The organism is Streptomyces sp. NPDC023527 (assembly GCF_055560115.1).
The window spans coordinates 365,547-392,455 of the sequence record NZ_JBVHJJ010000002.1 but is presented as its reverse complement, the minus strand read 5'-3'; the positions used below and the strand labels follow the sequence as shown (position 1 = coordinate 392,455).

26 protein-coding genes are annotated in these 26,909 nt (G+C 69.4%); 13 read left to right on the top strand and 13 right to left on the bottom strand.

The features are described 5' to 3' along the window. Positions 1-15 precede the first annotated feature (15 nt). The 4 genes from ACZ303_RS05270 to folC form a co-directional block, all read right to left on the bottom strand. Complete coding sequence (locus ACZ303_RS05270) at positions 16-1,035, bottom strand: rod shape-determining protein (protein ID WP_004950903.1); 1,020 nt, start codon at positions 1,033-1,035, stop codon at positions 16-18. A gap of 287 nt (positions 1,036-1,322) precedes the next feature. Beyond that, a complete protein-coding gene (ndk, locus tag ACZ303_RS05265; protein WP_467335220.1) occupies positions 1,323-1,736 on the bottom strand; it encodes a nucleoside-diphosphate kinase in 414 nt (137 codons plus the stop codon). Between the two features lie 78 nt (positions 1,737-1,814). Beyond that, positions 1,815-2,177: a DUF4233 domain-containing protein gene (locus ACZ303_RS05260; RefSeq protein ID WP_467335218.1), complete on the bottom strand. Its 363-nt coding sequence runs from the start codon at positions 2,175-2,177 to the stop codon at positions 1,815-1,817. A 1-nt stretch (position 2,178) separates the two neighbouring features. After that, entirely contained in the window at positions 2,179-3,708 is a 1,530-nt protein-coding gene (folC, locus tag ACZ303_RS05255) for a bifunctional tetrahydrofolate synthase/dihydrofolate synthase (protein WP_467335216.1), read from the bottom strand. Positions 3,709-3,952: 244 nt separating this feature from the next. On the opposite strand from folC, the gene ACZ303_RS05250 reads away from it, so the two are divergent. The 5 genes from ACZ303_RS05250 (at position 3,953) to ACZ303_RS05230 (ending at position 9,970) form a co-directional block, all read left to right on the top strand. Next, positions 3,953-5,092 (top strand): PAS domain-containing sensor histidine kinase, encoded by a 1,140-nt coding sequence (locus ACZ303_RS05250; RefSeq protein ID WP_467335214.1) that lies wholly within the window; start codon positions 3,953-3,955, stop codon positions 5,090-5,092. Continuing rightward, entirely contained in the window at positions 5,089-5,826 is a 738-nt protein-coding gene (locus tag ACZ303_RS05245; protein ID WP_467335212.1) for a response regulator transcription factor, read from the top strand. Before ACZ303_RS05250 ends, ACZ303_RS05245 begins: the two co-directional genes overlap by 4 nt. 137 nt (positions 5,827-5,963) lie before the next feature. Further along, positions 5,964-7,097 carry a non-hydrolyzing UDP-N-acetylglucosamine 2-epimerase gene (gene wecB, locus ACZ303_RS05240; RefSeq protein ID WP_467335210.1) on the top strand — a complete coding sequence of 378 codons (1,134 nt, stop codon included), beginning with the start codon at positions 5,964-5,966 and terminating at the stop codon, positions 7,095-7,097. Between the two features lie 122 nt (positions 7,098-7,219). Continuing rightward, a complete protein-coding gene (locus tag ACZ303_RS05235; RefSeq protein WP_467335209.1) occupies positions 7,220-8,584 on the top strand; it encodes a glycosyltransferase family 2 protein in 1,365 nt (454 codons plus the stop codon). A gap of 198 nt (positions 8,585-8,782) precedes the next feature. Next, positions 8,783-9,970 carry a hypothetical protein gene (locus ACZ303_RS05230; RefSeq protein ID WP_467335208.1) on the top strand — a complete coding sequence of 396 codons (1,188 nt, stop codon included), beginning with the start codon at positions 8,783-8,785 and terminating at the stop codon, positions 9,968-9,970. On the opposite strand, the gene ACZ303_RS05225 is transcribed toward ACZ303_RS05230, so the two are convergent. Next, positions 9,936-12,569 carry a valine--tRNA ligase gene (locus ACZ303_RS05225; RefSeq protein WP_467335206.1) on the bottom strand — a complete coding sequence of 878 codons (2,634 nt, stop codon included), beginning with the start codon at positions 12,567-12,569 and terminating at the stop codon, positions 9,936-9,938. The genes ACZ303_RS05230 and ACZ303_RS05225 overlap by 35 nt on opposite strands. Before the next feature lie 118 nt (positions 12,570-12,687). Here ACZ303_RS05225 and ACZ303_RS05220 point away from each other — a divergent pair, with 118 nt between their 5' ends. The 3 genes from ACZ303_RS05220 to ACZ303_RS05210 all read left to right on the top strand — a co-directional run bounded on the left by ACZ303_RS05220 (position 12,688) and on the right by ACZ303_RS05210 (position 15,628). After that, a complete protein-coding gene (locus ACZ303_RS05220) occupies positions 12,688-13,635 on the top strand; it encodes a hypothetical protein (protein ID WP_467335204.1) in 948 nt (315 codons plus the stop codon). 130 nt (positions 13,636-13,765) lie between these two features. Then, positions 13,766-14,725, top strand: coding sequence for a hypothetical protein (locus ACZ303_RS05215; protein WP_467335202.1), 960 nt, complete (start codon positions 13,766-13,768; stop codon positions 14,723-14,725). A gap of 30 nt (positions 14,726-14,755) precedes the next feature. Continuing rightward, positions 14,756-15,628 carry a hypothetical protein gene (locus tag ACZ303_RS05210; RefSeq protein ID WP_467335200.1) on the top strand — a complete coding sequence of 291 codons (873 nt, stop codon included), beginning with the start codon at positions 14,756-14,758 and terminating at the stop codon, positions 15,626-15,628. Between the two features lie 87 nt (positions 15,629-15,715). Here ACZ303_RS05210 and ACZ303_RS05205 read toward each other — a convergent pair whose 3' ends face one another. Continuing rightward, positions 15,716-16,885: an RNA-guided endonuclease InsQ/TnpB family protein gene (locus tag ACZ303_RS05205; RefSeq protein ID WP_467335198.1), complete on the bottom strand. Its 1,170-nt coding sequence runs from the start codon at positions 16,883-16,885 to the stop codon at positions 15,716-15,718. A gap of 17 nt (positions 16,886-16,902) precedes the next feature. Between ACZ303_RS05205 and tnpA the strand changes: the two genes are divergently transcribed. The 3 genes from tnpA (at position 16,903) to ACZ303_RS05190 (ending at position 18,520) form a co-directional block, all read left to right on the top strand. After that, the gene (gene tnpA / locus ACZ303_RS05200; RefSeq protein ID WP_467335196.1) at positions 16,903-17,331 is read left to right on the top strand and encodes an IS200/IS605 family transposase; all 429 of its coding nucleotides are present in this window, start codon (positions 16,903-16,905) and stop codon (positions 17,329-17,331) included. Positions 17,332-17,524: 193 nt separating this feature from the next. Next, positions 17,525-18,022 (top strand): hypothetical protein, encoded by a 498-nt coding sequence (locus ACZ303_RS05195; protein ID WP_467335194.1) that lies wholly within the window; start codon positions 17,525-17,527, stop codon positions 18,020-18,022. 360 nt (positions 18,023-18,382) lie between these two features. Next, positions 18,383-18,520, top strand: a complete 138-nt coding sequence (locus ACZ303_RS05190) for a hypothetical protein (RefSeq protein WP_467335192.1) — start codon at positions 18,383-18,385, stop codon at positions 18,518-18,520. Positions 18,521-18,701: 181 nt separating this feature from the next. On the opposite strand, the gene ACZ303_RS05185 is transcribed toward ACZ303_RS05190, so the two are convergent. Continuing rightward, positions 18,702-18,938, bottom strand: a complete 237-nt coding sequence (locus tag ACZ303_RS05185; RefSeq protein ID WP_467335190.1) for a DUF7848 domain-containing protein — start codon at positions 18,936-18,938, stop codon at positions 18,702-18,704. Between the two features lie 258 nt (positions 18,939-19,196). Between ACZ303_RS05185 and ACZ303_RS05180 the strand changes: the two genes are divergently transcribed. Beyond that, complete coding sequence (locus ACZ303_RS05180) at positions 19,197-19,727, top strand: flavoprotein (RefSeq protein ID WP_467335188.1); 531 nt, start codon at positions 19,197-19,199, stop codon at positions 19,725-19,727. A 23-nt stretch (positions 19,728-19,750) separates the two neighbouring features. On the opposite strand, the gene ACZ303_RS05175 is transcribed toward ACZ303_RS05180, so the two are convergent. Then, positions 19,751-20,476 (bottom strand): tyrosine-protein phosphatase, encoded by a 726-nt coding sequence (locus tag ACZ303_RS05175; RefSeq protein WP_467335186.1) that lies wholly within the window; start codon positions 20,474-20,476, stop codon positions 19,751-19,753. A gap of 150 nt (positions 20,477-20,626) precedes the next feature. Here ACZ303_RS05175 and ACZ303_RS05170 point away from each other — a divergent pair, with 150 nt between their 5' ends. Then, a complete protein-coding gene (locus ACZ303_RS05170) occupies positions 20,627-21,211 on the top strand; it encodes a TerD family protein (RefSeq protein WP_467335184.1) in 585 nt (194 codons plus the stop codon). Between the two features lie 148 nt (positions 21,212-21,359). On the opposite strand, the gene ACZ303_RS05165 is transcribed toward ACZ303_RS05170, so the two are convergent. The 5 genes from ACZ303_RS05165 to tig all read right to left on the bottom strand — a co-directional run bounded on the left by ACZ303_RS05165 (position 21,360) and on the right by tig (position 26,896). Beyond that, positions 21,360-22,253: an RpnC/YadD family protein gene (locus ACZ303_RS05165; protein WP_467335182.1), complete on the bottom strand. Its 894-nt coding sequence runs from the start codon at positions 22,251-22,253 to the stop codon at positions 21,360-21,362. A 164-nt stretch (positions 22,254-22,417) separates the two neighbouring features. After that, complete coding sequence (clpX, locus tag ACZ303_RS05160; protein WP_467335180.1) at positions 22,418-23,695, bottom strand: ATP-dependent Clp protease ATP-binding subunit ClpX; 1,278 nt, start codon at positions 23,693-23,695, stop codon at positions 22,418-22,420. A 153-nt stretch (positions 23,696-23,848) separates the two neighbouring features. Continuing rightward, positions 23,849-24,535: an ATP-dependent Clp protease proteolytic subunit gene (locus tag ACZ303_RS05155; RefSeq protein ID WP_467335178.1), complete on the bottom strand. Its 687-nt coding sequence runs from the start codon at positions 24,533-24,535 to the stop codon at positions 23,849-23,851. Between the two features lie 49 nt (positions 24,536-24,584). After that, positions 24,585-25,202: an ATP-dependent Clp protease proteolytic subunit gene (locus ACZ303_RS05150; protein ID WP_467335176.1), complete on the bottom strand. Its 618-nt coding sequence runs from the start codon at positions 25,200-25,202 to the stop codon at positions 24,585-24,587. Between the two features lie 302 nt (positions 25,203-25,504). Continuing rightward, positions 25,505-26,896, bottom strand: coding sequence for a trigger factor (gene tig, locus ACZ303_RS05145; RefSeq protein ID WP_467335174.1), 1,392 nt, complete (start codon positions 26,894-26,896; stop codon positions 25,505-25,507). Positions 26,897-26,909 lie beyond the last annotated feature (13 nt).

Sequence of the window (26,909 nt, the reverse complement as noted above, 5' to 3'; positions counted from 1 at the left end):
TGGGTCACCGGTGGTTCAGCGGCGGGGCTGGGCGTCCAGGACCTGCTGGAGCGCCTCGAACTCCTCGACGCACTTGCCGGAGCCGAGGGCGACGGAGTCCAGCGGGTCCTCGGCGATGTGGATCGGCATGCCGGTCTCGCGGCGCAGCCGCTCGTCGAGGCCGCGCAGCAGGGCGCCGCCGCCGGTGAGGACGATGCCGCGGTCCATGACGTCGCCGGAGAGCTCGGGCGGGCACTTGTCGAGGGTGGTCTTGACCGCGTCGACGATGGAGTTGACCGGCTCCTCGATGGCCTTGCGGACCTCGGCGGCGGAGATGACGACGGTCTTGGGCAGTCCGCTGACCAGGTCACGGCCGCGGATCTCGGTGTGCTCGTCCTGTTCGAGGTCGTAGGCCGAGCCGATGGTGATCTTGATCTGTTCGGCGGTGCGCTCACCCAGAAGGAGGCTGTACTCCTTCTTGATGTGCTGGATGATCGCGTTGTCCAGCTCGTCGCCGGCGACGCGGATGGACTGGGCGGTGACGATGCCGCCGAGGGAGATCACGGCGACCTCGGTGGTGCCGCCGCCGATGTCGACGACCATGTTGCCGGTGGCCTCGTGGACGGGCAGGCCCGAGCCGATCGCGGCGGCCATCGGCTCCTCGATGATGTGCACCTGGCGGGCGCCGGCCTGGGTGGACGCCTCGATGACGGCGCGGCGCTCGACTCCGGTGATACCGGAAGGCACACAGACCACGACGCGCGGGCGGGCCATCCAGCGCCGTTTATGGATCTTGAGAATGAAGTAGCGGAGCATCCGCTCGGTGATCTCGAAGTCGGCGATCACACCGTCCTTGAGCGGGCGCACGGCGACGATGTTGCCGGGGGTTCGGCCGATCATCTTCTTCGCCTCGGCACCCACCGCGAGGATGCCCCCGGTGTTGGTATTGATGGCGACGACCGAGGGCTCGTTGAGGACGATTCCGCGACCTCTGACGTACACCAGCGTGTTGGCGGTCCCGAGGTCGACAGCCATGTCACGGCCGATGAACGACATGTTGTTCCCCATGAGGATACGTCTGGCCTTCCCAGCTGGAGCGAGTGCTTACTTGAGGTCGGCAGGTGTGCGGTGCGCTGCGGGGCGCGGAAGCTTCATCGTAGTCTCGACGGCTCGAACGCGGTGCGAGGGTTCCTCCGCCATTGTGGGCGGAACACGAGCTCGCCCCAGTAATGGTGACGTCGTGTCGGAGTGAGAGGTTCCCGCGCACGCCGCGCATATGCCAGGGGGCGACCGAAATTAAATCGGCCGCCCCTGATCAGAATGGTTACGCCTCTGATGGGCTATCAGGCGAGGCCGGGAAAGAAAATCTTGATTTCCCGCTGGGCGGACTCCTCGGAGTCCGACGCGTGGATGAGGTTCTCGCGTGTGATGGTGCCGAAGTCACCACGGATGGAGCCGGGAGCGGCCGAGATGGGGTCGGTGGGGCCGGCCAGCGCCCGTACGCCCTCGATCACACGCTCACCCTCGACCACGAGCGCCACGACCGGCCCGGAGGACATGAACTGCATCAGCGGCTCGTAGAACGGCTTGCCCTCGTGCTCGGCGTAGTGCTGCTCCAGCACCTCGCGACCCAGCGTGCGCAGCTCCAGCGCCCCGATCGTCCAGCCGGCCTTGTTCTCGATGCGGCGGATGATCTCGCCCACCAGGCGCCTCTTGACGGCGTCGGGCTTGAGGAGGACGAGGGTGCGCTGGGTCATGGTGCGGCTCCTTGCGGGCAGGCGGGTGTATTGCGGCAGAGGCTACAGGGGTGACGGGCACCCCCGGCACGGACCCCGTCAGGCGGGGCCGGCGCCCGTCTCGGCCGCGGCGGCCAGCTCGGCGAACCGCGCCTTCGCCTCGTCGATCCTGCGGCCGAAGTGGACCGACGCCCACCACAGGGCGCCGAACACCACACCGAGGATGAACATCATGGGCACGATGAAGCCGCTCAGGACCAGCCCGATCTGGAGCAGCCAGCCCAGCTGTACGCCACCGGGCCGGGAGAGCATCCCGCACAGCAGGACGCTCACCACCATGGCCGTGCCGCTGACGGCCCAGACCGTGCCGGAGGACAGATCCGAGGTCTGCATGGCGACCAGGCCGGCGAATCCGATGATGAAGAATTCACCGATCAGAGTGCTGGCGCACAGCGTTCGCATGTCAGTCCCTTCCCAGGAGCAGTCGGGCCTCGCCGACCGTGATCACGGAGCCGGTCACCAGGACGCCCGCGCCGGAGAACTCTCCTTCTTCCTCCGCGAGGGTGATGGCCGCCTCCAGGGCGTCGTCAAGACGGGGCTCGACCTGCACCCGGTCGGAGCCGAAGACCTCGACGGCGACCGCGGCCAGCTCGTCGGGGTCCATGGCGCGGTGGGTGGAGTTCCGCGTCACCACGACCTCGGCGAAGATCGGCTCGAAAGCCTCCAGCAGGCCCCGGACGTCCTTGTCGGCGCTGGCGCCGACCACTCCGACGAGTCGGCTGAAACCGAACGCCTCGGTGACGGCCTCGGCCGCCGCCGCGGCACCCGCGGGGTTGTGCGCGGCGTCGAGGACGACGGTGGGGCTGCGGCGCACGACCTCCAGCCGGCCCGGGGAGGTGACGGAGGCGAAGGCGCGGCGGACGGTGTCGAGGTCGAGCGTACGGGCGTGCTGCGAGCCGATCCCGAAGAACGCCTCGACGGCGGCCAGGGCGACCACGGCGTTGTGCGCCTGGTGCGCGCCGTACAGCGGCAGGAAGACGTCGGTGTACTCGCCGCCGAGGCCGCGCAGGGTCAGCAGCTGACCGCCGACGGCGACCTCACGGGCGACGATGCCGAACTCCATGCCCTCGCGGGCGACCGTCGCGTCGACCTCGACCGAGCGCTTGAGGAGCACCTGGGCGGCGTCCACCGGCTGCTGGGCGAGGACGACGGTGGCGTCGGGCTTGACGATGCCGGCCTTCTCCCCGGCGATGTCGCCGGGCGTGGAGCCGAGCCGGTCGGTGTGGTCGAGGGAGATGGGGGTGACCACCGCGACCGTGCCGTCGATGACGTTGGTGGCGTCCCAGGTGCCGCCCATGCCGACCTCGACGACGGCGACGTCGACGGGGGCGTCGGCGAAGGCGGCGTAGGCCATCGCGGTGAGGACCTCGAAGAACGACAGCCGGTAGTCCTCGCGGTCGTCGACCATCTGGACGTAGGGCTGGATGTCGCGGTAGGTCTCGATGAACCGCTCGGGCTCGATCGGCGCGCCGTCGAGGCTGATGCGCTCGGTGACGGACTGCACGTGCGGGCTGGTGTAGCGGCCGGTGCGCAGGTCGAAGGCGCCCAGCAGGGCCTCGATCATGCGGGCGGTGCTGGTCTTGCCGTTGGTGCCGGTGACGTGGATGGAGGGGTACGCGCGCTGCGGGTGCCCCAGGATGTCCATGAGCGCCTCGATGCGCACCAGCGACGGGTCGAGCTTGGTCTCCCCCCAGCGCCCGGCCAGCTCGGCCTCCACCTCGCGCAGCGCCCGGTCGACCTCGGGGTCGGCGGGGCGGGAGGGGACGCCGTCGCCCTGCGGGGGCCCGGACTGGGCGCGCAGGGTGCGGCTGCCGGCCTCGATCACGGCGAGGTCGGGGTCGCGGTCGGTCTCGGCTTCGACGATCTCGGCGAACCGGTCGTCCTCACCGGGGCCGGTGTCGCCATTGTCGTGGTTCAGGGGGCGCTCGGTCACGTCGACCAGTCTACGGAGGGGCACTGACAGCGCGGGCATCAGGCGGGGCCGGAGCGGGGGCGGGCCCGGGTTCGCCCGGCGGTGCGCAGCGGGGGCGCGCCCGCCTCCCTTGGCTTACGGTCTGACTCATACGGATGTCCTGAATGCACGGATGTCCCGGAAACTCCCTCGAGGGAACGAGGCTTCCAGGGTTCCCCCGCCCCGAGAGCCGGGACGGGCCTCCCCGAGAGCTGGGTGAGAAGAGATGCCGTCCGAGGACCGGGACCGGCTCCAGGCGGTCCTGGAGGCGCTCCCCGCCGGTGCGCTGATCCAGAGCCCGTCCGACGAGGTGCTGACGGTCAACCAGAAATTCATCCGCATGTTCGACCTGGCGGGCCGGGTCGACCTCTCCCCCGGGTCCCCCATGCGGCCGGTCGTCCACCTCGTGCAGGCCTTCTTCACCGCCGACCACACCGGCCCCCACACCGCCGGCGAGATCCTGGCCGGGCGGCACGTCCACCGGACGGCCGAGATCCCCCTCGCCGACGGGCGCACCATCAGGCGTGAGGTGGAGCCACTGCGCCACGAGGGGGCCCATCTGGGTGCCCTGTGGGTCTTCCACGACATCAGTGACCGCAAGCGGCGCGACCGCGATCTGGAGCGGGACAACCTCGCCCTCACCGAGCTCGCCCGGCAGCGCAACGCCTTCACCGCCGCCGCCTCCCACGAGCTGCGCACCCCGCTCACCTCCATCATCAGCTTCTGCGAACTGCTGACCGACCCCGCCTTCGGCTCCCTGGGCGCGGACCAGTGCTCCTTCCTCGACGCCATCCGGCGCAACGCCGACCGGATGCAGCAGGTGATCGCCGACCTGCTGCTGGCCACCCGGATGCGGGCGGCCCCGGAGCTGGAGTTCGGCACGGTGGACGTGCCCGCGATGCTGCGGGAAGCCGTCTTCGAGCACCTGGCCGCGACCCAGGGCGCGGGCGCGTTCACCGTGCTGGACTGCGTTCCCGGGCCCGCTCTGCGCGGCGACCGGCACCGCCTGCGGCACGCCCTCGGCAACCTCCTGGAGAACGCCTCGAAGTTCACCCCACCGGACGGCCGGATCACCGTCACCGCCGTACCCCGGAGCACGTACTGGGAGATCGAGGTCGCCGACACCGGGATCGGCGTCCCGGAGGAATTCCGGGAGGAGATCTTCACCGGATTCGTCCGGGCGCCCAACGCGCACACCGGCGGCTACCCCGGCACCGGCCTGGGGCTCGCCATCAGCCGCACCGTCGTCCAGCTGCACGGCGGCACCCTGACCGCCGGCGGCACGGAGGGCGAGGGCGCCGTCTTCCGGATCCGGCTGCCCCTGACCCGGCCGGCCACCGGCCCCACCGGGGAGGACCGGTCATGACGCGCGTCCTGCTCGTCGAGGACGAACCCGACCTCGCCCTCGCCCTGCGCACCCTCCTCACCCGCGCGGGCTACGACGTCATCCACGCCGACAACGGCCGCGAGGGCCTGCGGCTGCTCTTCGCCGAGCGGCCCGCGCTGATGCTCCTCGACATCGGCCTGCCGCAGCTCAACGGCTGGGAGGTGCTGGAGCGCACCCGCGACCTCAGCGACCTGCCCGTCCTGCTGCTCACCGCCCGCGGCGCCGAGACCGACCGGGTGCGCGGCCTGCGCGCCGGCGCCGACGACTACCTGCCCAAGCCCTTCGGCAACGACGAGCTGCTCGCCCGCGTCGAGGCGCTGCTGCGCCGCAGCGCCCCCGCCCGCTGGGCCGGCGACTCCTTCGAGGGCGGGCTGCGGCTGGTGCCCGAACGCCGCTCGGCGGTGTGGCAGGGTCACGAGGCGCGGCTCAGCGACATCGAGTACCGGCTGCTCCAGGTGCTCGTACGCAACCGGGGCCGGGTGATCACCACCGATCAGTTGCTGGACCGGGTGTGGGACGACCCGGAGGGCACCGGCCGGGAACGGGTGAAGTTCGCCGTGCTGCGGCTGCGGCGGAAGCTGCGCCAGGCCGCGGGCGACGAGGCGGCGGACCCGCTGGAGGCCGTACGGGGGCTGGGCTACCGCTACAACGGGGACGGGGAGGCGAACGGGGGCGGGACCAGGGGCCCTGTCGGGGGCGCCGAAGGTCCCTGACCGGCCCGGGACCGAAGTCCCGAACCGGGCCCCTGGGGAAGATCGCAACCGTCCGGCAACCGAGAGCCGTCCCGGCCCGCAACCGACGCCACCGAAGCTCTGGAGCTGTCACCGCCCGCCAGCCCCAGGAGTCCCTCGTGCCGCACAGCTCCCTGCCCGCCCGTAGCGTCGCCGTCGTCCTCGGCACCCGCCCCGAGCTCGTCAAGCTCACGGACCTCGTACGCCTCCTCGGCCCCGCCGCCCATCTGGTGCACACCGGGCAGCACTACGACGAGGAGCTGTCCGGCCGCTTCCTGACCGAGCTGGGCCTGCCCGAGCCGACCTCCCTGACCGGCGTCGGCGGCCGTCCGCGCGCCCTGCAGATCTCCGCCGCGCTCGCCCAGCTCGACGAGCTGTTCACCGCCGAGCCGCCGCTGGCCGTCGTCGTCCAGGGCGACACCAACGCCGCGCTCGCCGGAGCGCTCGCCGCCAACGCCCGGGGCATCCCCCTGCTGCACGTCGAGGCCGGGCTGCGCAGCCACGACCGCGACATGCCCGAGGAGCACAACCGCGTCCTCATCGACCGCATCGCCGACGTGCTGTGCGCCGCCACCGAGGACAACCGCGCCAACCTCCTCGCGGAGGGCGTCGCGGACTCGCGGATCGCCGTCACGGGCAACACGGTCGTCGAAGCGGTACGGGGCCAGCTGCCGGACGCGGACGCACGCGCGGAGCTGCTCGTACGGCACGGGCTGACCGCGGACTCCTACGTCCTGGCGACGGTGCACCGCCCCGAGAACACGGATTCCGCCGACGCGCTGCGGGCTGTCCTCACGGAGCTGGCCGGGCTCGCCGCGGAGATTCCGGTGGTGCTGCCGCTGCATCCGCGGACGCGCGGCCGTATCCAGGCGGCCGGTCTGGAGGGTCTGCTGGCCGGGCTGACGGTGTGCCGTCCGCTGGGCTACGGCGAGTTCCTCGCCCTCGCCCGGCACGCGGCGCTGCTGGTCTCCGACTCCGGCGGGATCCAGGAGGAGTGCACGGTGCTGGGGCGGCCGCTGGTGGTCGTACGGCGCTCCACGGAACGGCCGGAGGCGATGGGGGACTTCGCGGAGCTGGTGGAGCCGGGGGTGGAGATCGGGATCGTGGCGCGGCGGCGCCTCGCGGAGGGCCCTGCGGGCCTGGACCGCCTGGCGTCGCTGCCGAGTCCCTTCGGGGACGGGATGGCGTCCGAGCGGATCGTGGCGCTGCTGGTGGCGATCGGCGCGCCGGCGCAACTGGCCGCCGCCGCCTGATCTTTCCCCGGTCCCTTCCTGTAACCGGGACAAGCCCCGGACCCCCTTACCGCGCTTCGCGCGGTGTCCCCAAACGCCGGACGGACTTGATTCTCAAGCCCGTCCCACGGAGCCGCACCCCCATGTTCTCCAACCCCCTCCTCTTCCTCTTCCCCTTCTTCCTCCTGCTCTGCTTCCTGCTCTACTGGGCGGGCGCCCGCCACGCCTTCCTCCGGCGCCCCGCCGTCGTCGACGGCAGCCCCGACGCCATCGACTGGCATTTCTTCGTCCCCTGCCGCGACGAGGAGGCCGTCATAGGCACGACCGTCGAACGGCTTCGCACCGATCACCCCCGCGCCCACGTCTGGGTCATCGACGACGACAGCGACGACCGCACCGGCGCCCTCGTCGCCGAGCTCGCCGAGACCGATCGCCGCGTCCACCTCGTACGGCGCCACCGGCCCAACGCCCGCCTGGGCAAGGGCGCGGCGCTCAACGCCGCGTACGACGAGCTGAACCAGTTCCTGCCGGAGGACGCCGACCGCGAGAAGGTCGTCGTGTGCGTCATCGACGCCGACGGCCAGCTCGACCCGCACGCCCTGGCCCGGGTCAGCGGCCCCGGCGGCTTCGGCGACCCCGAGGTCGGCGGTGTGCAGGTCAGCGTGCACATGCGCAACACCGAGGACCCGCGGCCGCTCGGCGACCGCGGCCGGCTGCGGAACGCCTTCGCGCGGCTCCTGGTCCGGATGCAGGACATGGAGTTCTCCGTCTCCAACGCCGGCATGCAGCTGCTGCGCGGCCGCACCGGCTCCGTCGGCCTGGGCGGCAACGGCCAGTTCACCCGCCTCGCCGCCCTGGACCGCATCGCGGCCGCCGAGCGCCGCCCCTGGCAGCGCGGCGCGCTGCTGGAGGACTACGAGCTCGGCCTGCACATGATCCTCGGCGGCGACCGGATAACCCACATCGCCGACACCTGGGTCTCCCAGGAGGGCCTGCCGCACGGCCGCCGCTTCCTCACCCAGCGCACCCGCTGGGCGCAGGGCAACCTCCAGTGCGTGCGCTACGCGCCGCGCATCGTCTCCTCGCGCCACTACAGCGGCAAGGGCGTCCTGGAGACCCTCTACACCTTCCTCCAGCCGGTCGCCCACCTGGTGACGCTCGCCCTCTGCGCCGTCATGTCCGTCCTCCTCGGCGTGACCGCCGCCCAGGACGGTCCCGGCGAGGCGTTCGGCGGCATGCTCGCCCTGTGGCCGCTGGTGCTCGGGCTGGCCGTCGTCTCCGTCACCCCGTTCGTGCTGTGGGGCCCGGTCTACCGCCGGGACCGCGCGCCCGGCCGGTCGCTGCTCGTGTCCCTGCTGTGGGGGCTGGCGCTGTGGCTGTACGCGTACCACCTCTTCCCGGCGTCCGCGCGCGGCTTCGTACGGATGCTGCGCGGCCGCAACGGCTGGGCCAAGACGCGCCGCAACGCCGAGGTCGCCACCTCCGGCCCCATCGCCGTCGAGAGCTGAGTCGAGAGCCGAGGCGAGGGCCGAGTCGAGAGCCGAGGCGGACGCCCCCCGGAGACGGGCCATGAAGTGAGTCACAGAAGTGCCCCACGGGGCAACCTCCGCTCCGCTTCCGGCATCTCACCGCCGGTGACATATGTCCGGAGAGGTTCCGGACAGCGGAACGGGAGCGTTGTGCGGGTACCGGAAGTCAGCACACGGATGCACTTGCTGCTGCTCACGGCGTGGACCGCGCTGTGGTTCGCCGTGGTGGAGCCGAGCGGCGGCTTCTCCTGGCACTATCTGCGCACGGGCGGTGAGCTGATCTACCAGGGCGCGTCGGGCGACGGCACCGGCGGCCTCAACCTCTACGCCCACCATCCCGAGCTCCAGATGGGGCCCATCAGCTTCCTGGTGGCGGGGCTGTTCAACCCGTTCTCCGAGCACACCGGCCAGTTCCTCGCGGCGGCGTTCATGTCCGCCCTCGGCCTGGTCATCGTCGTCCTCGCCGGCCGCAGCGCCGCCACCCACTTCCTGGGCACCGGCACCAACCACCAGCGGCTGCGGCAGCGCGTGCTGATAGCCGGGCTCGCCTTCATCCCCATGTGGATCGAGGTGTCGGTCCGCTTCGGGCACCTGGACGACGTGCTCGCGCTGTTCTTCACCGCGCTGGCCGTGTGGTTCCTGACCCGCTGCAACCCCGCCGCCGTCGGCGCCTGCCTGGCCCTGGCCATGGACTCCAAGCCGACCGCGCTGGCGTTCCTGCCGCTGATCCTCGCCCTGCCCAGGGACCGCTGGCTGCGCGCGGTGCTGTGGTGCGCGGGCCTGGTGGCCGTCGCCTGGCTGCCGTTCTTCCTCGTCGCCCCGGACTCCTTCGCCGCCGCGAAGTTCACCATCCCCAACAACCCGGCGTCCGCGCTGCGCTGGCTCGGCGCCGACGACCCCGAGACCCCCAACTGGGCCCGCCCCGCCCAGGCCGCCCTCGGCCTCGCGCTCGGCGCGGTCGCGGTGTGGCGCGGCCGCTGGGCCGGTGTCGTCCTGCTGGGCGCGAACGCCCGTATCCTCCTCGACCCCAGCGTCTACACCTACTACACCGCGTCCGTGCTGCTCGGCACCCTGCTGTGGGACGTGTGCGGGCAGCGGCGGCTGGTGCCGTGGTGGAGCTGGATCGCGCTGATCGTTCTCTACGGCAGCGTCTTCGTCGTACCCGACGAGTCCATCAAGGGCCTGATCCGGCTCGCCTTCGTGGCCGTGTCGACGGCGTACGTGCTGTTCTGGCCGATGCGCGACCGCCGGACACGGAACAGGCCCCTCGACCGGATGGACGAGGGGCCTGTGGAAGGGCCGTGGGGTCCCATGTGGGACCCGGACCGGACTAGGCCGTGGGCAGGCCCGCCAGCTGGGCGGTGATCCGCTCGATGTCGGCCTCGGCCGTCTCCAGCCGCTTGCGGATCTTCTCCACGGCCGCCTCGGCGGCCTTCGCGAGGAACGCCTCGTTGCCCAGCTTGGCCGTGGACTGGGCCTTGTCCTTCTCGGCCGCGGCCAGCGCCTTGGTCAGCCGCTTGCGCTCGGCCTCGACGTCGATGGTGCCGGAGAGGTCGAGGGCGACGGTGGCGCCGGCGACGGGGAGCGAGGCGGTGGCGGCGAAGTCCTCGCCGGCCGGCTGGAGGCGCAGCAGCGAACGCATCGCGTCCTCGTGAGCCGCCAGCGCCGTGCCGGTCAGGTCCAGGCGGGCCGGGACCTTCTGACCCGGCTGGAGGCCCTGGTCGGAACGGAAGCGGCGGACCTCGGTGACGACCTGCTGGACCGTCGCGATCTCCTGCTCGGCCGCCGCGTCCCGGAAGCCGCTGTCGGCCGGCCAGTCGGCGATGACCACGGACTCGCGCCCGGTGAGCGAGGTCCACAGCGTCTCGGTGACGAACGGGACGACCGGGTGCAGCAGGCGCAGCGTGACGTCCAGGACCTCGCCCAGGACGCGGCGCGAGACCTCGGCCTCGGGACCGCCCTTCTGGAAGGTGGCCTTGGACAGCTCGACGTACCAGTCGAAGACCTCGTCCCACGCGAAGTGGAACAGCGTGTCGGAGAGCTTCGCGAACTGGTAGTCGTCGTAGAGCGCGTCCACCTCGGCGACGACCGCGTTGAGCCGGGAGAGGATCCACCGGTCGGTGGCCGACATCCGCTCGGCGGGCGGCAGCGCGCCGTCGATCGTCGCGCCGTTCATCATCGCGAAGCGGGTGGCGTTCCAGATCTTGTTCGCGAAGTTCCGCGAACCCTGGACCCAGTCCTCGCCGATCGGCACGTCGACGCCGGGGTTGGCACCACGGGCGAGCGTGAACCGGACGGCGTCGGAGCCGTACTTGTCCATCCAGTCCAACGGGTTGACCGCGTTGCCGAAGGACTTCGACATCTTCTTGCCGAACTGGTCGCGGACCATGCCGTGCAGGGCGATGGTGTGGAACGGCGGGGTGCCGTCCATCGCGTAGATGCCGAACATCATCATCCGGACGACCCAGAAGAAGAGGATGTCGTAGCCGGTGACCAGGACGGAGTTCGGGTAGAACTTCTCGACGCTCTCGGTCTTCTCGGGCCAGCCGAGCGTGGAGAAGGGCCACAGGCCGGAGGAGAACCAGGTGTCCAGGACGTCGGTCTCCTGGTGCCAGCCCTCGCCCGTGGGCGCCTCGTCGTCCGGTCCGACGCAGACCATCTCGCCGTTCGGCCCGTACCAGACCGGGATGCGGTGGCCCCACCACAGCTGGCGCGAGATGCACCAGTCGTGGAGATTGTCGACCCAGCCGAAGTAGCGGGACTCCATCTCCTTCGGGTGGATGGCGACGTCGCCGTCCTTGACCGCCTTGCTCGCGGCCTCGGCCAGCGGGGCGACCTTGACCCACCACTGCATGGAAAGGCGCGGCTCGATGGTCGTCTTGCAGCGCGAGCAGTGGCCGACGGAGTGCTCGTACGGGCGCTTCTCGGCGACGATCCGGCCCTCGGCGCGCAGGGCGGCGACGATGGCGGAGCGGGCCTCCAGGCGGTCCAGGCCCTGGAAGGGGCCGTGCGCGGTGATCACGGCGCGCTCGTCGAGGACGGTCAGCGACGGCAGGTCGTGCCGCTGGCCGATCTCGAAGTCGTTCGGGTCGTGGGCCGGGGTGACCTTGACGGCGCCCGTGCCGAACTCCGGGTCGACGTGCTCGTCGGCGACGACCGGGATCCGGCGGCCGGTGAGCGGCAGCTCGATCTCGGTGCCGACCAGGTGCTTGTACCGCTCGTCCTCGGGGTGGACGGCCACGGCGGTGTCACCGAGCATCGTCTCGGCGCGGGTCGTGGCGACGACGATCTCCGAGTCCCCGGATCCGTAGCGGATCGAGACGAGCTCGCCCTCGTCGTTCTGGTACTCGACCTCGATGTCGGAGATCGCGGTCAGACAGCGCGGGCACCAGTTGATGATGCGCTCGGCGCGGTAGATCAGCTCGTCGTCGTAGAGCTTCTTGAAGATCGTCTGGACGGCCTTGGACAGGCCCTCGTCCATGGTGAAGCGCTCACGGGACCAGGCGACGCCATCGCCGAGGCGACGCATCTGCCCGGAGATCTGACCACCCGACTCGGCCTTCCACTGCCACACTCGCTCGACGAACGCCTCGCGGCCGAGGTCGTGGCGGGACTTGCCCTCCTTGGCCAGCTCGCGCTCGACGACGTTCTGCGTGGCGATACCGGCGTGGTCCATGCCGGGCTGCCACAGCACCTCGTACCCCTGCATCCGCTTGCGGCGGGTCAGGGCGTCGATCAGCGTGTGCTCGAAGGCGTGGCCCAGGTGGAGCGAGCCGGTGACGTTCGGCGGCGGGATGACGATGGTGTACGGCTCTTTGCCGCTCGAGGCGTCGGCCTCGAAGTAGCCCCGCTCCACCCAGCGCTCGTACAGCGGCCCCTCTACATCGGCCGGCGCGTACTGGGTCGGCAGTTCGGGGTTGCTGTCGTTCGGCCCGCTGTCGGGGCGCTGAGTGTTCTCGGTCACGGGGGAAGTCTACGGGGGCGTGTGCGGGGGTTACGAATCCATTCGGGCCCGGGGCGGAGCCCGGCCGGGCGGTCGGTAAGGATGGCTCGGAACCGATCTTCAGCACGGGGAGCCATTGATGAGCCAGCACCAGCCGGGACCGTACGGGCAGCAGCCGCCGCAGCAACCGTCCCAGCAGCCGAATCCGTACGCCCAGCCGGTCCCGCCGGGCGCCGCCCCGGGACAGCCCCCCGCCTTCCCGCAGCAGCCGCCCGCCCCGCCGTACGGCGCGCCGCCGCAGCAGCCGGGCGGCTGGGGCGCGTACCCGCCGCCGGTTCCGCCGCAGGGCGGTGGCAAGGGCAAGGCGATCGCGATCGCCGTCGGCGCGGTGGTCGTGGTGGGGGCGATCGTGGCGGGCGCGCTCGTACTCACCGGGAACGACGACAAGAAGGGCCACGACGACAAGACCGTCGCCTCGCCCTCCGCGAGCACCGCCTCCCCCAGCCCGAGCCCGACGCCGACTACGAAGCGCTACAAGCTCGTCATACCCGAGACGGTCATCTCGGGCGAGTACAAGAAGGACGGCGAGGGCACCCGTTTCGACTCCAAGGCACTGGACGACCTCAAGAAGCTGGGGATGACCAACCCGGAGAGCGTCTCGGGCACGTACAAGAGCGGCGGCGAGGACAAGCGCTCGCAGAAGCTGATCAGGTTCACCGGCGCGTGGGGCGACGACGTACGTGACCCCGAGGCGCTGGTGGACGGTCTGTTCAGCAGCACCTCGGCGGCGGCCGCGAAGGACAGCGACCCCGAGTCGAAGACGGAGTTCGAGGGCAGCCCCCAGCGGATGACCCCGGACGGGATCGGCGACGCCGTGATGAAGTGCCAGGTCACCAAGTGGGGCAACCGCGACGGAAGCGGCAAGGACCTCAGGATGCCGCTGTGCATCTGGGCCGACAAGAGCACGATCGGGACGGTGTTCGCCCTGGACGCGACGCTGATCGTGCAGGGCCAGGACCTCTCCCTCGACGAGGCCGCCTCCCGGTCGGCGAAGCTCCGCCAGGACGTACGGGTCGAGGCGGGGTAGTGAACGGCGGGCCGGACGTCAACTGTTCCGAAACCGTTGCCACCCAGTGGTAAAGCCCGCGTAAGACATCGGGAAGGATGATCGGACTGTCACGAGAGTCCCAGTCCCCCCACGGATCGAGAGAGTCACGATGAGTTTCAACCAGCCGGGCCCCTACGGGCAGCCGCAGCCGACCCCGTACGGCCAGGGCGCCGGCGCGCCCGGTCAGCCCGGTTACGGTTACCCGCAGCAGGCCCCGCCGCCCCCGCCGCCGTACGCGGGCCAGCCCCAGCCCCCTTACGGCCAGCAGCCGCAGCCGCCGTACGGCGCACCGCAGCAGCCGGGGCCCTACGGTCAGCCGGCCGGCTACCAGCAGCCGGGGATGCCGGGCCAGTACCCGCCGCCGGTGCCGCCGCAGGGCGGCGGCAAGGGCAAGGCGATCGGGATCGCGGTCGGGGCCGTGGTCGTGGTGGGCGCGATCGTGGGGGGATTCCTGTTCTTCACGGGCGGGAACGGGGATGGGGATGTAGCCCCTTACACGATCGTGATGCCGGAGACGTTGCTCGACGGGAAGTACACGAAGGCGTCGACGTCGAGCAGCCCGGACAAGGACCCCAAGAGCCTGGCCGATGACAAGGACGCCAAGGCGTTCGGCATCGAGAACGGCGCGGCTGTCTCGCAGGTCTACTCCAACCCCGAGAAGCAGGCCATGTCGGTGAGTGGTGTCTACGGGACGATCGCCGATCCCAAGAAGACCGTGAACGCTGTGATCGCCAAGATGAGCGAGGACAGGAACAAGGTGCAGGGCGTCCAGTCCAAGACTGAGACGATCACGCCCTTCACCGACTTCTCCCCCAGTGGCTTCGACGGCGCGGTAATGAAGTGCAAGACCGAGAAGACGACGGTCACCTACGCCTCCGTCTCGTCCTCGGTCGAGAGCTCGACCTGCATCTGGGGTGACACCAGCGCAATGGGGATCGTGCAGCACCGACTCCCCAAGAGCAGCTCTCCCTACGGAGCCTCCAGCTCCGCCACCGGCAACGTGATGTCCGCGAAGGAACTCTCCGACGCCACGGTTAAGGTGCGCAACGAAGTCCGCAAGAACAAGTAATAGGGCCGGAGCCCTGAGGGGGACACCCACGTGAGTTTCAACCAGCCGGGGCCGTACGGCCAGCCGCAGCAGCCTCCGCAGCCGCAGCCGAACCCGTATGGCCAGCAGCCCGGCTACGGGTACCCCCAGCAGCCGGGCCCGTACGGTCAGCCCCCACAGCAGCCGTACGGGCAGCCGCAGCCCTACGGGCAACAGCCCGGCATGCCCGGCCCCTACCCTCCGCCGATACCGCCGCAGGGGCGCAACAAGGGCAAGGCGATCGGTATAGGCGTCGCCGCGGTCGTCCTGGTCGGGGCGATCGCCGGCGGCGGTTACGTGCTCCTGAAGAGCCGGGACACGGTCGGCGACGACGGCAAGCGCTACCAGCTCACGACGCCCGAGACGGTGGTCGGCGAGTACAAGAAGGGCCTCGGCGAGGACAAGAGCGGGTTCGACGCGGAGGAGCTGGCCGACGTCCGGCGGATGGGTGTCGCCAACCCGAAGAGCGTGGGCGCCGGTTACAAGGCCGGCGTCGGGGCGGCGGGGAAGGGCCTGAAGTTCAACGGCGTCTGGGGCGAGGTGAAGAACCCGGAGCTGGTCGTGGACCGCATGTTCACGAGCCTGGCGGATGCCGCGAAGAAGGACAAGGGCACGGGCGGCACGACGTCCCAGGTCGAGGGCAGCCCGCAGAAGGTCGAGGTCAACGGCCTCGACAACGCCGTCATGAAGTGCCAGTACATCAGCTACATCGGCACCAAGACGGTCACGATGCCGCTGTGCATATGGGGTGACCACAGCACCGTCGGCACGGTCTTCGTCGTCGACGCGGCGCGGTCGGGACTGGGCGTGAAGATCCCGTTCGACGAGGCAGCGGGGCTGGTCGCGAAGTTGCGGAACGACGTGCGCGTAGAGATCAAGAAGTAGGGACCGTCAACTTGACCTGGCGCTAAAGGGCCGGGTTTGGAGGTAGGGCACCACTGGCTGTGGTGTGGCCTCCTCCGTCCAGACCACCTATGGGGTGGCTGGGACGCGTGACTCACGCCCCGCGGTCCACACGGCTTCGCCCTTGCGGTCGATGTTGTGGGACGCATTGTCGTCCGCGTGCATGGTGACGCCGCAGGCGCGGCACGCGAACGTTGACTGATCGACTCGGTTCTTCCGGTCGATGTACCCGCACTCGGAGCATTGCCGGCTGGTGTACGCCGGATCGACGTACACCAGCGGCACCCCAGCCCGGCGCGCCTTGTACTCAAGGAAGGAGCCGAGCTGGTGGAAGCTCCACGAATGCAGTTGCGCCCGCTGGTCCTTGCGGAGCCGTACCCGGTCGCGGATGCCCGTGAGGTCTTCCACGGCGATACCGCGACCGGTGCGTTCAGCGGTGGTGACGATCTTCTTCGAGATGATGTGGTTGATGTTCGCGGCGTGCCGCTGTTCCTTGCGGCTGCGGTGCTTCAACCGGCGTTTGGCGGACTGGGTGCCCTTGGCCTGGAGCTTGCGACGCAAGTCGAGCTGCCGCTTGCGGTGCCGGTTCAATCCGCGCCCGGCGGCCCGGTAGCCGGTGGACGTGGTGGCGATGTTGACGATCCCGAGGTCCACACCGATGAACCCGGACGGATTCCCGTTGAGCGGGGCCTCGGGGACATCACAGACCGCGATCAGGTAGAACACGCCGTCGCGCTCGATCAGATCCGACTCGCCCTTGCGGTACTCGCGGAGCATCTTGAGTGCGTCGGCGGAGCATGCGAAGCGGACGTTCTTCAGGCGTCCGGCGGTGGTCCAGATGCTGACTGTCTGCGCGTCGTACTGCCAGGACAGGCACCGGTCGTCGTACGGGTGCGCGGCATCCGGCCGGAACGTGACCGGCTTCGACTCCGCCCTGGCCCTGCGCTTCGATCCGGGCTTGCCCAGGTTCCCCGCCCGGAGGTTCGCCTTCAACGTGGTGTAGGCGTCGCAGACCTTTTTGATCGTGTGCTGCGCCGCCTGCGCCCCGAGACCGGCCGTTTTCAGATCGGCGTAGGTGTGCTTCCGCAGCTCGTACTCACGCGGCACGCCGCGCTCGAACGCCACTTCGGAGACCCAGTTGGCCCGGTCGTTGACCGTGTGCAAGGTCGCACTGACAGCGGATGCCTGTGCGGCATCCGGCACCAGTTTGACCTGCGTGACGATCTTCACGCGGATCATCGTACTACAGTTGATCTATGTCACCACGCTGGGAGCCAAACCCCAATATCCGCAGGGGCCGCACAGTCGCCTGCACCCTCCACGCCCACTTGGTCTTCACACCCAAGTACCGGCGCGGACCGTTCACCGACGAAATCCTCAGACGCTGCGAGGAAGTCATGCGGTCCGTCTGCGCCGACTTCGAAACCGACCTGGTCGAGTTCAACGGAGAACGCGACCACGTCCACCTCCTCGTGCACTACCCACCGAAGGTCTCCATCTCCAAGCTGGTGGGCTCTCTCAAGGGCGTCTCCGCCCGCAGACTCCGCCAGGAGTACCCCGACCACATCCGCAAGTACCTGTGGGGCGCGCACTTCTGGTCACCCTCATACTTCGCGGCCTCCTGCGGCGGAGCACCGTTGTCCGTCATCAAGGAGTACATCGAGCAGCAAAAACACCCGTCGTGACCTGCATGTCAGAGCAGGCCAGGGAAGCGATTCCTCCCGGGCCTGAAAGCCCGGGGTTCCTCGCTAGATCCCGCTGAACGGGGCCCGGCTCCGCGCCTCGGCCGCCGTCGCACTCGGCGGCGCGGCGACGGTCGCCGCCGCGATCCTGCTGTTGCGACCCGGCGGCGACTCCCCCACGTCTCTTACGTCTCCCATGACGATGCTCGTCACCCCTCCCACCCTCGCCTCCGGTTCCTACCGGCTGGCAGCTGGCACGGCGGAGCTGGAGAAGGCGGGCGTGAGCATCCAGGCGGGCATGCCCAGCGGCGCGATCTCGGTCCTCGGCCGCTACGAGCGCGTGGGCGACCGGGCGGCGACGCTGTCGCTGTCGGGCGCGTACGGCCGCATGGGCGACCCTGCCCACGTCCTGAACGGCATGTTCCAGGGCTTCGAGGAGGGCCCGGGGCAGCCGTCGGTGGTCGCGCCCCGGCGGTCCTTCCCCCCGGACGGCTCGGGCGGGCCGTCCATCACCTGCGAGGTGGTGCGGCTGTACGGGCGTACGTACGCTCCGGCCTGCGCCTGGGCGGAGAAGTCGAACGCCGCCCTGCTGATCGGCTTCGACCCGAAGCGGACGTCGGCGAGCGCCGTCGACATGCCGGCCTTCGCCGCCCTCACGGCCGCCGCCTGTCGCGACGTACGCAGGCCCGGCTGAGGTTCTCTACGTCACCGGTCTCGCGCGCCAGAAGCGGTGGACGTCGGATCTCGAGATCGACGCGCCGATGGCGCAAACGGGTCACACATGTCCAGAAGACGACTTGTAAGCGCTCAGTCAACAGTTGGTACGCTGCCAGAAGTTGATCATGACTCGCCGGCGGCCTGGTGCCCCGCAAGTCCCAGATGGCCACATACAGGAAAGAGGACTACGCAGATGCGTAAGGTCGCCCGACGAGTTGCGGTAGCCACGGGCATGATGATGGCTGCAGGCGCACTTCAACTCGTCACGACGGCTCCGGCGTATGCCAGCCCTGCTCAGTGTCGCACCTACCTGAGCGGCCACGGGTACACCGTGGGCGTGAGGGTTGAAGCGGCGTGCAGCAACGCCGTGGAGGGAGGCAGCGGTGCCGTCCCGTACCGGTGGGTATGCATGAGCAAGCTTCAGGAGCTCGGCGTCAAGGACAGCGACTTCTACTACGCCTGCAACGCGAACTGACCAAGTCGCCGATGAGCCACCTGCACGACCCCTAGAGGATGGACAGAAGCGCGTCGGCCCTGCTTACAGTGCAGACAGGATCACCTATTCGTTGAACTCCGTTACAACGAGCCCATCTGCGCCACTCATACGGGAAGCCCGGTCCATGCCGAACCGCTATGGGCCGGGCACCAGTCGGAGTTCACCCTAAGTGCCTCGCGCGCCAGAAGCGGTGGATGATCTCGCGGTAGCCGGTGTGGGACGGGTTGCGGCCGACATGCTGGAACGCCCAGTCGCGGGCGGACTCGAAGTCGTCACCCGCGTCCGACGACGAGCCGCACGTCGTGCACTGCATCTCGAAGACGACGGCTGGAGCCTCGGGCGCGGTCTCTGGCCCGATCGTCCAGTCGGCGTGCCGAATGACGGTGTGCGCGTTCACTTCCCCCACCTGCTGCCCGTGTTGACGGCTCGCACCTTGGCGTTCAGCAGCTCGGCAACCATGGCCGGCCGGACCGCGTCGGGGCATGACCTGTCCGACCTTTCCCGTCCGGGTGTCTACGACGAACGTACCGGTGGCGGGCGGCACTTGTTGCGCATTTGCGGAACAGGCGCAGACGAACGGTCCCCGGCTCGTTCGCGGTGCCGACATTCCCGGAGCCCCTGGCGCGCCGTCGCGCGCCCGTGTGAACTGGGGCGCATGACAAAGTCCCGGGTTCTGTACCTGATTTCCTGCGCGGCATCGCCCACCCTGCACGTTCGTACGGGCATCGAGAAGGCTCAGGCGGCCGGGTGGGGCGTGTGCCTCGTCGTCACACCCTCCGCACGCCGCTGGCTCGACCAGGCCATCCCGGAACTGGAGCGGCTCACCGGTCACGTCGTACGGAGCACGCACAAGCTCCCGCAGGAGCCGGACGTGCTGCCGCCGGCGGACGCCATGGTCGTGGCACCGGCCACGTTCAACACGCTCAACAAATGGGCGGCCGGCATCAGCGACGCCCTCGCGCTCAGCCTCGTCAACGAGGCGATCGGCCTGCGCCTGCCGCTCGTCGCACTCCCTCACCTCAGCCGCGCGCAGGCGGCACACCCGGCGTTCGGCCGCAGCGTGGCGTTCCTCCGGGAGTGCGGGGTGACGGTCCTGCTCGATGACGAGGGCAACGCGTTCTCGTTCGACCAGAAGAACCCGACCGCCTACCCCTGGGACGCGGCCTTGGCGGCGCTCTCTTCATAGATGACCACCGGTGGCCGGACCGCTCACTCCAGGAGCCGTGTGCGCAGCCGGCTGATCAGGTCCTCGTCGACGCCGAGGTGTTTGACCGCGTAGTCGTGCACCGAGCCGTGCGTGGCTGCGAGGTCGGACAGGAACAGGCGCATGACCTCCGCTGGAGCTCGCCCGTAGCCGGGCCATTTCAGGGTCCGGGTCGGGTTGGCCGCCTTCCAGTCCGCGATCAGGCGGTCCGTGGCCAGCTCCGTGAGGGCGAAGTCCTCGACGATGTCGTCCTCCGCCACGCCCAGGAGCGCGAGGACAAGGCCGGCGAGCAGGCCGGTGCGGTCCTTGCCCGAGGCGCAGTGGAAGACCTGCGGGGCGCTCTCGGACGCGATGACGTCGAGTGCCTGGCGGAGCTCCTCGGCGCCGTCGAGGGCGACCTCGGCGTACCGGTCGGCGAGGAAACGCCAGGGGTCGAGGCCGGGGTCGATTTCCGCCTGGTCGTAGGGGCGGTGCTCGACGCTGAGGTTGACGTAGGCCAGGGCCTCGGATTCGGGCACCCGGCCCTTGGCCTCGATCTCCCACGGGTAGCGCAGATCGATCACCGTGCGCACCCCCAGGGAGAGGAAGCGATCCCAGTCGGCTCCTTGGAGCTTGGCAAGCGAATCGGACCGGTACAGGCGGCCCCAGCGCACGGTACGGCCATCGCCGGTGCGATAGCCGCCCAGGTCACGGAAGTTGTGCAGGCGCTCGAAATCTATGTGTCGCATCACGCCGACACCCTACGAGCCCGTTACACCCGCGGGTCGCGCGACGAGCACAGCGGAGCGAAACCGCAACCCAGGGACCAGGTGTGCGGAACGCCGAAGGCCCCAGGCAGACTTTGCGTGTCGCAGTTCCGACAGCAAGAGGATGTTCCACGCATGATTACGCTCAAGAAGGAAGACGGCCCGGCGGACCTGGACGGAGTGACCCATCTGTCCATCGGGGTGTCCTGGGACCCCACCGCCGGGAGCAGCGGCGGCGTGATGGGCATGCTCCGCCGCAAGACCGGCACCGACCTCGACCTGATCGCCATCGCCATGCAGGGCGCGGACCCGGTGCGCCTCGCGGGTCTCGACTCCCTCGACCCTATGGGCAACGGCTCCATGGTGCACAGCGGTGACAACCAGACCGGGCACGGGGACGGCGACGACGAGACGGTGACGGTCGAGTTCGCACGGGTCCCGGACAACATCACGTCGATCGTGTTCGTCGCCGCCGCGTACAAGAAGGGCAGCGCCTTCCAGAAGGCGCGCAACATCAGCTTCAAGGTGTACGACGCTTCCGGTGGCAGCTCCCAGCAGGTCGCCGACATCTGGCCGAGCCTGCTCACCAGCGACAACGGCTGCGCCGTGGCGAAGGCCGTGCGGGTGGGCGGCAGCTGGAAGCTCGAGGTGATCAATGAGACGGGGAAGATCAAGCAGGGCGACGAGCACGCCCTGATGCGCTTCGCCATCAGCAAGTAGCACGACGCCGGCGCGGCCCGGTCGCCACATGGCGTCCCGGGCCGTACGTCACCGGGTGCGGACGGCGTCCCTCGTGGCCGCCGCCCTACGTACGGGCATGCGACAGGGCGCCCGGCACTCGTCCGGACGCCCTCTTCCAAGCTACCGCTCAGCTCTCCTCGGCGAAGAGCTCTTCGAACGTGGAGACGGTGAGGGCTCGGTCCATCCAGCGCTCCAACGTGGGCAGGTCGGCGCAGCCGGCGATGCGCTTCCTGATCACGTCAGGCATGGCGATTCCCCGCTTCTCCAGTACATGCAGCACCATCTCCGCCGCCCCCTCGGCCTTACCTTCCGCTTTACCCTCCAGGTACAGCGTCTCGACGACAGTGCCCCGGCCCGGGAAAAGGGTGCGTGAAACCATGAGCTTCCTCCAGATCGCCTGCGCCGGGGTGTCGTCCCCCAGAGCGATTTCCAGCATGTCCGAGTAGTAGGAGAAGGACTCCTTGTCGGCCGCTCGCAGGGCACCCGCCAGCGCCTCCAGTATGGCCGGAGCCTCCTGATGTCCGCTATGCGCCATGGCCGAGAACGTTGCCAGCGCCAGGTCGTGGGCGGCTTCCTCCTGGTCGGTGATCAACGGGAGGTTGCCGGGACCCACGACCAGTGGGTGCAGGGACAGCGCAGTCCACCCGTCGGGGCCCAGCCGGAATGGACCGGTCGCCCAGTCCGCGGTCGCCTTGTCCTGGCAGATCACCAGGAGCAGGGCCGGACACTTGTACTTCGCCTTGAGATAGGCGAGGTAATACGCCCAGCTGACGACCTTCTCCTGGGCTCGCTTCCCTTGCGCCTCGATGGCGAGCAGCAGCCCCTCGCCGTTCGTTTTCCCGACCCGCAGTACGGTGTCCACCCGCCGTTCCAGCGGTCTGATCTCCGTAACGTCCGGCGACAGGACCTCGACATCCGCGTTTTCCGGGAGCGGCACACCCAGGATCCGGAACACCGGCGCGAGTAGCTCCGGGCGCTCCTGGAAGATCCGGTGCGATGCCTCGTGGTGCGATGTGACCATGATCCGACGCTAGGACCGCGGCCGGACCCGCGTCCGACGATCGATCGACGACCACTGGTTCGAAGGGCTGGACCGTCCACCAGTTCGGGGCGCGGGCACACAAAAAGGGGCGCCCGGCACGTCAAGTGCCGGGCGTCCCCCTCGCGTTCGGGTGGGCGCGAGCGCTACGCGCTCTTCTCGTGTCGCTCGTCCTTCGGGACGATGCGCGGGACCAGCGTCGGGTTGACGTTGGAGTGGACGACGTCCGCCGTGATGACGACGCGTGCCACGTCCTTGCGGGACGGCACCTCGTACATCACCGACATCAGGACCTCTTCCATGATGGCGCGCAGACCGCGCGCGCCCGTGCCGCGCAGGATGGCCTGGTCGGCGATGGCCTCCAGCGCCGGGAGGTCGAACTCCAGCTCGACACCGTCGAGTTCGAACAACCTTTGGTACTGCTTCACCAGCGCGTTGCGCGGCTCGACCAGGATCTGGAGCAGGGCCTCGCGGTCGAGGTTGTGCACGGAGGTGATGACGGGCAGCCGGCCGATGAACTCCGGGATCATCCCGAACTTCACCAGGTCCTCCGGCATGACCTCCTGGAACTGGTCGCTGGCCTCGATCTCCCGCTTGGAGCGGATCGTGGCGCCGAAGCCGATGCCCTTCGCGCCCGCGCGCGACTCGATGATCTTCTCCAGGCCGGAGAACGCGCCGCCGACGATGAAGAGGACGTTCGTCGTGTCGATCTGGATGAATTCCTGGTGCGGGTGCTTGCGACCACCCTGCGGCGGAACCGAGGCCGTGGTGCCTTCCAGGATCTTCAGCAGGGCCTGCTGCACGCCCTCGCCGGAGACGTCTCGTGTGATCGACGGATTTTCGCTCTTACGGGCGACCTTGTCGATCTCATCGATGTAGATGATGCCGGTCTCGGCCTTCTTGACGTCGTAGTCGGCGGCCTGGATCAGCTTCAGGAGGATGTTCTCGACGTCCTCGCCGACATAGCCCGCCTCGGTCAGAGCCGTGGCGTCGGCGATGGCGAACGGGACGTTCAGCATCCGGGCGAGCGTCTGGGCGAGCAGCGTCTTGCCGGAGCCCGTGGGGCCCAGCAGCAGGATGTTGGACTTCGCCAGCTCGATGCCGTCGTCGCGGTGCCCGCCGCTCTCGCCGGCCTGCACACGCTTGTAGTGGTTGTAGACCGCGACCGAGAGGGCCTTCTTGGCGGCCTCCTGGCCCACCACATAGCCCTCGAGGAACTCGTAGATCTCACGGGGCTTGGGAAGCTCCTCCCAACGCACCTCGGAGGTCTCCGCGAGCTCTTCCTCGATGATCTCGTTGCAGAGGTCGATGCACTCGTCGCAGATGTACACACCAGGACCCGCGATGAGCTTCTTCACCTGCTTCTGGCTCTTGCCGCAGAACGAGCACTTGAGCAGATCGCCGCCGTCACCGATGCGTGCCACGAGGTGCTTCCCCTTCGCCTGGGATCCGCCTTGCTCTGCGAACCCGGGTGCTTGCCTATCGACGGTACCTTGCCGGGCCCCCCGAGCGGGCCCCCCTTGGACCTACTCGGTCCAAGGGGGTGGCCGGCGGCACGGTGGTCGGACCGGAAAAGGTCAGACCGAAACGGACGTCTTGCGCGTCGACACGATCTGGTCGACCAGACCGTACGCGAGCAGCTCGTCGGCGGTGAGGATCTTGTCGCGCTCGATGTCCTCGCGGATCTTCTCGATCGGCGTGGTGGAGTGCTTGGCCAGCATGTCCTCCAGCTGGGCACGCATCCGCAGGATCTCGTTCGCGGCGATCTCCAGGTCGGAGACCTGGCCCCGGCCCGTCTCGCTGTACGGCTGGTGGATCAGGACGCGGGCGTTCGGCAGCGCCATCCGCTTGCCGGGGGTGCCGGCGGCGAGCAGCACGGCCGCGGCGGAGGCCGCCTGGCCCATGCAGACCGTCTGGATGTCGGGCTTCACGAACTGCATCGTGTCGTAGATCGCCGTGAGCGCCGTGAAGGAGCCGCCCGGGCTGTTGATGTAGATCGAGATGTCGCGGTCGGGGTCCATCGACTCCAGGCACAGCAGCTGCGCCATGACGTCGTTGGCCGAGGCGTCGTCGATCTGGACGCCCAGGAAGATCACCCGCTCCTCGAAGAGCTTCGCGTACGGGTCGTACTCGCGCACGCCCTGCGAGGTGCGCTCGACGAAGCGCGGAACGATGTAGCGGGACTCGGCACGGGGTCCGGAGAATTCGGACTGGGAGCCGCTCTGCATACGTCCGAAGTGGTTGTTCATCTGCTTCTTCACCATCCTGGTGGCGTTCTGGGGGCCGGGGGTTCGGTATGGGGTGTGCCGGGGTTCAGGCCCCCGTGCCGCCCCCGCCCGGAACGCCTGCGGCGGACGTCATGACCTCGTCGATGAGGCCGTACTCCTTGGCCTCGTCGGCGGAGAACCAACGGTCGCGGTCGGAGTCCTTGGTGACCTGCTCGACGGTCTGACCGGTGTGGAAGGCGGTCAGCTCCGCCATCCGCTTCTTCGTGTGCAGCAGCCGCTCGGCGTGGATCTTGATGTCCGAGGCGGAGCCCGCCAGGCCCGCGGAGGGCTGGTGGATGAGGATCTCGGCGTTCGGCAGCGCGAAGCGCTTGCCGGGCGTGCCGGCGCTCAGCAGGAACTGGCCCATCGAGGCGGCGAGGCCCATGGCGATGGTGACCACGTCGTTCTTGATGTACTGCATGGTGTCGTAGATCGCCATGCCGGCCGAGATCGAGCCACCGGGGCTGTTGATGTAGAGGTAGATGTCCTTGTCCGGGTCCGCGGCAAGGAGGAGCAGCTGCGCCGTGATCTTGTTGGCGATGTCGTCGTCGACCGGCTGGCCGAGGAAGATGATTCGTTCCCCGAGCAGTCGGTTGTAGACCTGGTCGCCGAGGCCACCGAAGCTCGGCTCGCCGGCGGCGGCGGAAGGCATCAGATTCGTCACGTATCCACCTGCTCGTTGTTAGACGGCCGCGAGCCGTCTCAGCGTCTTCTTCAAGGGGCGGGGTACGGGCGGTGCCGTCCGGATCCCCGCGGCGCGCTCCCGGGACTCCCCTGCCCCCGTATCTACGGACCCTAACGCGCTGGTAGGCGGCGGCCATCCCGCATCAGGAACTGTTCGCTCTGAGCGCAGGTTCGCCGCGCCCGGCAGACACGGCGGGCCCGGCCGCCACACCCCGGTGGGGTGTGGCGGCCGGGCCCGTGTTCCGTACCGGGTGCGAGGACCGGTTACGAGGGGGCCGAGGCTCAGGCCTCGGTCTTGTCCTCGGTGCCCTCGGCGGCCTCGACGGCCTCCGTGGTGGCCTCGACCGTCTCGGCGGTCTCGTCCTCGTCGTCGAGGTCGACGACCTCACCGTTGGTGTCCTTGACCACGGCCACCTCGACGACGGACGCCAGGGCCTTGCCGCGGGCGACCTCGCCGACGAGCATCGGCACCTGGCCACCCTCGACGACGGCCTGGGCGAACTGGTCGGGGCTCATGCCGGAGGACTGGGCACGGCGCATGAGGTGCTCGGTGAGCTCCTCCTGGCCGACCGACAGCTTCTCCTTGTTGACGATCTCGTCGAGGATGAACTGGGTCTTGATGCCCTTCTCGGCCTGCTCCTTGAGCTCGGCGTCGAACTCCTCGGCGGACTTGCCCTGGATCTCCAGGTACTTCGCCAGGTCCAGGCCCATCTGGCCCAGCTGGTGGTGCTCGAGGTTGTGCTTGCGGGTGTTGACCTCGTCCTCGAGCAGCTTCTCGGGCATCGGGACCTCGACGAGCTTGATCAGCTCATCGAGGACCTTCTCCTGCGCCTGGGTCGCCTGGTCGTACTTCTTCATGCGGGCGAGGCGCTTGCTGCTGTCGGCGCGAAGCTCCTCCAGCGTGTCGAACTCGCTCGCCAGCTGGGCGAAGTCGTCGTCCAGCTCGGGCAGTTCGCGGGCCTTGACGGCGGTGACGGTGACCTTGACCTCGGCCTCCTTGCCCTCGGCGCTGCCGCCCTTGAGCTCGGAGGTGAAGGTGGCGGTGCCGCCGGCCTCCAGGCCGGTCACGGCCTCGTCGATGCCGTCCAGCAGCTGGCCGGAACCGATGGTGTAGTCGACGCCGGTGGCGACGCCGTCCTCCAGGACCTCGCCGTCGACCTTGGCCTCCAGGTCGACGGTGACGATGTCACCCTCGGCGGCGGCGCGCTCGACCGGGGAGGTGGTCGCGAAGCGGTCGCGCAGCTGCTCGACCGACTTCTCGATGTCCTCGTCGGTGACCTCGGCGGCGTCGACGGTGACCTCGATGCCGGAGTAGTCCGGGATCTCGAGGACCGGGCGGATGTCGACCTCGGCGGTGAAGGCCAGCAGCTCGCCGTCCTTCAGCTCCGTGATGTCGACCTCGGGCTGGCCCAGCGGGTTCAGGTCGGCCTCGTTGACCGCCTCGGTGTAGAACTTCGGCAGCGCGTCGTTGACGGCCTCTTCGAGGACCGCGCCGCGGCCGAACCGCTGGTCGATGACGCGGGCCGGGATCTTGCCCTGACGGAAGCCCTTCACCGTGACCTGCTGGTTGATCTTCTTGTACGCCGCGTCGAGGCTGGCCTTGAGCTCCTCGAAGGGCACCTCGACAGTGAGCCGAACCCGAGTCGGGTTCAGGGTCTCCACGGCGCTCTTCACGGTTCGGTCTCCT